This is a genomic window from bacterium, from assembly GCA_041648665.1.
Lineage (GTDB): Bacteria > UBA10199 > UBA10199 > 2-02-FULL-44-16 > JAAZCA01 > JAFGMW01.
Map to the genome: position 1 here is coordinate 1 of JBAZOP010000157.1, position 4,363 is coordinate 4,363.

Sequence of the window (4,363 nt, forward strand, 5' to 3'; positions counted from 1 at the left end):
TGACCGTGATTTGATGGTACATCGCCAGATTCAGCGCCGCTTGCTCGGCTTCGTGTGTCGCCGGATTCAGCGTGATAAGCTCCGCCCTGTCCATGGCGTGGCAGATGAGGCCCGCGCTGTTGCCGAACAGCGTGCCGATCTCCAGCGCCCGAGAGCCACGCTTGTTGTGCCCCCGCGCGAGGGTGTAGAGTAGCGCCCGTTGCCACATGAGGAGCTGGCCCTTCATGAACTTGGTACGGCTGTAGGCGCGGCTCCATCCATCGTCCTGGCTGAATAGCTTGTATAGCTCGTCCGGCGTCCCGTGTACGTTCACTCCCCGATCTCCTCCAGGTGCCTCAGTAGCGACCAATGCCCCAGCCAGTTGGCTAGTTCCATCCTCACGCGCAGCACGCGCGATGAGCATATCTCCTCGGTAAACTCGCCGTACTTGTGCCCAGCGTCATCCAGCCGCGCTAACAGGTCCAGCTCGTAAGCGGGCGGGTCCGCGAAATAGGTGCCGCACCAGTCGATCATCCAGCCGCCGCACCAGTTGGCGTCATAGTCAAAGTCGAACTCGTCGCGGTCCTTTTGCTGCTTAGTGCATCGAACGCGTGTCCGGTCGATCAGGCTGTGCAGCAGCGGCAGGTCCGGCGCCCCGCCGTGACCACACGCCCATTCAGTGACTTGGGCCAGGTGCAGGCCGTTGACCAGGGCCAGGCCGACTACCAGCGGCGCTAGGTTGTGCAGGGCGAATAGGTTCTGCACCCTGGAGCACTCGCGCACTGGGATACCACCCCACTCCAGCGCTTCGGGGTCCATGCCCTTCAGCTTGGGGAATATCTTGAGACACAGCCCGTCGCGCCCGTATCGCTTGCGCAGCAGCGCCTCTAGCCCGGCGTTATGCGCCACGCTGGCAAAGCTGCCCCCGTGATTGACGCGCTCTAGCATGGCGCCGGGAATGGTCAGCGGGTCGATCATGACGCGGCCTCCGCATAGGCGAACAGCGGCAACGACTCTTTGCACCAATGCGCGATTCTGGCGCGGGCCAACTCGCAATACTCCGCTTCTGCCTCGATGCCTAGCACGTCCTCCCAGCCCGCGAGATGCGCCCCGATGCACTCGGACGCAACGCCGGCGAAGGGTATCAGGATGCGCCGCGGCGCGTACTCGACAGGCGGCAGTAGCAGCGTGGCAAGGTAGCGCGCCAGGGCGATGGGCTTGACCGTGGGGTGCGGATTGTGAACTGGCTTGCGGTTTGGCTCGTCCCATGTGCCCGTCTGCACCCATTCGCCATTGATGCACGTCCGCCCAGGCAATCCAACGCCATTGGCATAGGCCCCGTATTCCTTGGTTGGCATCCCCTCCAGCCCCTTGTCTCTCTCCGCCCGGCTTGCCTTGGCGCAGTAGTAGAACGGCTCCGCCTCCTCTAGCGCCCAGTCGCATTGCTGGAAGAAACGCGCGGCGGTCCCGGTGTCGTTGTGCGTTGTCACGGTCTTGCGTCCGAATTGCCCATAAATGCCATGCCCCCCGCCGCCGTCCTGATTCTCGTAGGCGTGCCGCAATGACGAACCCCGTTCCCCGCTCATCCTGCCCAGCGCGGCGGCGGCGCAGCCCTCGGCGCATTGCCACTCGTCGATGGTCTCTAGCCCGTCGGCGTCGGCGTAGGTGGCATCCGGCATCGGCGGCTTTGGGTTATTCCCGCCAAAGGTATTGCCCCCGCTTCGATGGCGAACGGCTGTTCCCGTTGGCACCCGCTTGACGCCCACTCGCTTGCACCCCGGCGCGTGCTGTAGGATGAGGTTCGACGGCCAGCGGCCAGCGGCATTTGTCGGCATGAATGGCGCTTGCTTGCCGAATACGGCGCGTTCATTATTCGTCGGCTGAAATGGGCGCATGTGTGACCCGTCAGACATGATTCGGCTTTGCTCGATATTCAGCGCGCCGCTCCCGTACTCGGTGATGCTGTCCACCGGCCTGCCCGCGTAGGGCTTTTGGAATACGCAGATGGGCTCTAGCGCGGGCTTGAGCGCTTGCAAGCCATAGCGATGGCCGGACCAGGTTGCGGCTAGGTCGGTCGCGGGTGCGGTGACCATGCCCATCGTTTGCTGTTCGGCAATGCCGCCCCCGTAGGTATCAAGTGAGCGGTTCTCGGGATACGCCCTCTTATCGCCAAACCGGATGTTTGGCCCTATCACTTCCCGCTCCGCCCCCGCTGCCCTGTCCACTTGCGTGTCGATGCGCGTGGCCTTGGGGAATCCGCTCCCGTACACCCAGCCTATCATGCTATGCAGCACGAACCCCGCGTCCTCTATCGCGCACGCCATGCGGTGATACGTCCTTGCCCCGCTGAACGCCATGCAGAACGCCCCCGGCAGCAGGTGCTCGCCCAGCGCGGCCCACGTCTCAGCGCGGAAGGCGATGTCACCACCGTCCCAGCTCTTGCCCATGAAGCCGCCGCGTCGTTTCTCTTTGATGGCATCGCTTCGATTGCCAAAGCCGCCCTGCCCAAAGTTGCCAAGGTCTTTTGTGTCCGTCAGGTGATACGGCGGGTCGCACAGCATGGCGTGAAACTTTGGCCCGTCGTACCCCTTGGCCCATGCCAGCACGTCGGCGTGTACTATGTCGATCATGCGACACCCCACAACATCTCAAACGCCACACGATGCCCCTCTACCCAGTTGGCCCGCGTGTAACGCTCCACTAACGCCCGGAGCATCATCGCTGGTCGTGGCCGCGGGTCATCCATGGCTTGCTCTAGCGCCCTGGACATATCGGCCACGTCACCGCGCGCGTAGTGGTACACCCCGGCGCACTCGGGCAGCTCCGCGCACAGGCCCACGGTATCGGGCACGATCACCGGGACACCGCAGGCCAGGGCCTCCACAGGCCCCGCTGGCCCGGCGTCCTCCGTGGATGAGCAGAGCAGATAATCGAGCGACTGGTAAAAGCCGGGTAGCTCATTGAGCGGGTAGCTCACGGTGCGCACCGGCCACCCCGCGCCACTGGCTTTCCACTCCGCCCTATCGCGCCAGCCCATGTCTAGCAGCGCTTCGACCAAGGCGGCGCCTTTGCGCGGGCCGTTGTTGGCCCAGCCGCTCAGACCAACGATGGGCAATGGCGATGCGGGCCGCTCCTCCGCACTTGGCGTATAGCGCTCTAGTTCGATGACTGGCATCACGCGCGCCGTCATGCCTGTAGCGCGTAGCCGTCTCGCTGCCTCCTCATTGTTGCAGACTCGGAGCGCCACGTTGGCCGCGCATTCGTCCCACAGCGCCGCCTTGTGGCCGACGCTCTCATAATGTGTAAAGTACGCTGCCACCGGCGTCTTGCTCCACGGGCTGAATCGCCACCAGCCATCGGCGTAGTTGAAAAAGTAGTTCACGGTCGCTGTCTCATCAGGGTAGGGGCTGATGGTCCAGCCCAGGTCGCGGACCAGATAGTCGGCCATCTGCTGTAATATGCGCATCACGTCCGGGCGCTGGCAGACGATGTGAACTATCACAGCCTGTCCCTTAGCTTGCGCGCCGGATTGCCTACCCAGATTTCCCATGCCGGAACGTCGTGCGTTACCACAGCTCCAGCGCCGATAACCGCGCCCTCACCGATGGTCACGCCGGGTAAGATCGTAGCCCCCGCGCCGACGAACGCCTTAGCGCCGATGTCCACATAGGAGCGTTTCACCACTTGCCTATCGCGTGGCGCGGCGGCTGACATGAACTCGCCCTCCGGCATGTTGCTCCCGGTGATAATCCGCGCACCGCTAGCGATGCCCGCGCCGTCACCGATAATCAGCGCACCGCCCCCGACGTTGAGATGAACGAATGACGAGATGTGTACCCAGCGGCCTATGGTGATACCCTCCCCGCCTTCGCATTTCCCAAAGCTGTCCAGCCTGGAGTCGTCGTCGATGTCTACCATCTCCGGCTTGAGCATGACATAGGGCTCATGGATGGTTACGTTGTCGCCAAGGTGTGCGAAGGTCATAGTGGCCGCCTGAATGCGATGGTCGAGCCCACAATGCCTAGCGGCTCCCATTGCGCCGCGGCTTGCCAGTTGTCCACGCAGGTCTTGATGGCCGGGCATTTCCATGTCCCGTAGTCGTGGTAGGCGATGATGCCACCGGGCATAATCAGCGGCGGCCATGCGGCGGTGTCCTTTTGGATAGCGTGCTTGTCGTGGCAGGCGTCGATGAAACAGAAGGCTAGCGGCGTGTCGATCTGCTTGGGTGCGTCCCATGAAAGCGCTTGGATAACCAGCGTATTATCGGCCAGGCCCAGCGCGGCCAACGTGGCGATAAATGAGGTCTTGCGCTCGTTTCCTATTTGCGCCGGTGACTTGCCGGGATGCTCGGTGTCTAGCACCTCTGTCACGGCTTGGTCCTGAT

General features: G+C 63.2%; 6 protein-coding genes. All 6 read right to left on the bottom strand.

All coding sequences use genetic code 11. From position 1 onward, the window contains the following. Positions 1–313 (bottom strand): hypothetical protein (locus WC683_19765; GenBank protein MFA4974845.1); only part of this gene is annotated, 313 nt, incomplete at its 3' end. Continuing rightward, positions 310–957 carry a hypothetical protein gene (locus tag WC683_19770; protein ID MFA4974846.1) on the bottom strand — a complete coding sequence of 216 codons (648 nt, stop codon included), beginning with the start codon at positions 955–957 and terminating at the stop codon, positions 310–312. The genes WC683_19765 and WC683_19770, both read right to left, overlap by 4 nt. Beyond that, the gene (locus WC683_19775) at positions 954–2,609 is read right to left on the bottom strand and encodes a hypothetical protein (protein MFA4974847.1); all 1,656 of its coding nucleotides are present in this window, start codon (positions 2,607–2,609) and stop codon (positions 954–956) included. Before WC683_19775 ends, WC683_19770 begins: the two co-directional genes overlap by 4 nt. Beyond that, on the bottom strand, positions 2,606–3,481 hold the full coding sequence (locus tag WC683_19780; protein ID MFA4974848.1) for a glycosyltransferase: 876 nt from the start codon (positions 3,479–3,481) through the stop codon (positions 2,606–2,608). Before WC683_19780 ends, WC683_19775 begins: the two co-directional genes overlap by 4 nt. Beyond that, complete coding sequence (locus WC683_19785; protein MFA4974849.1) at positions 3,478–4,014, bottom strand: acyltransferase; 537 nt, start codon at positions 4,012–4,014, stop codon at positions 3,478–3,480. Before WC683_19785 ends, WC683_19780 begins: the two co-directional genes overlap by 4 nt. Then, positions 3,960–4,363: class I SAM-dependent methyltransferase (locus WC683_19790; GenBank protein ID MFA4974850.1), on the bottom strand; the 404-nt coding region annotated here is incomplete at its 5' end. The genes WC683_19785 and WC683_19790, both read right to left, overlap by 55 nt.

What these genes read in the sequence shown, in the direction of transcription:
- WC683_19770 (MFA4974846.1), bottom strand. Translation starts at nt 957, where the DNA reads ATGATCGACCCGCTGACCATTCCCGGCGCCATGCTAGAGCGCGTCAAT.
- WC683_19775 (MFA4974847.1), bottom strand. Translation starts at nt 2,609, where the DNA reads ATGATCGACATAGTACACGCCGACGTGCTGGCATGGGCCAAGGGGTAC.
- WC683_19785 (MFA4974849.1), bottom strand. Translation starts at nt 4,014, where the DNA reads ATGGGAGCCGCTAGGCATTGTGGGCTCGACCATCGCATTCAGGCGGCC.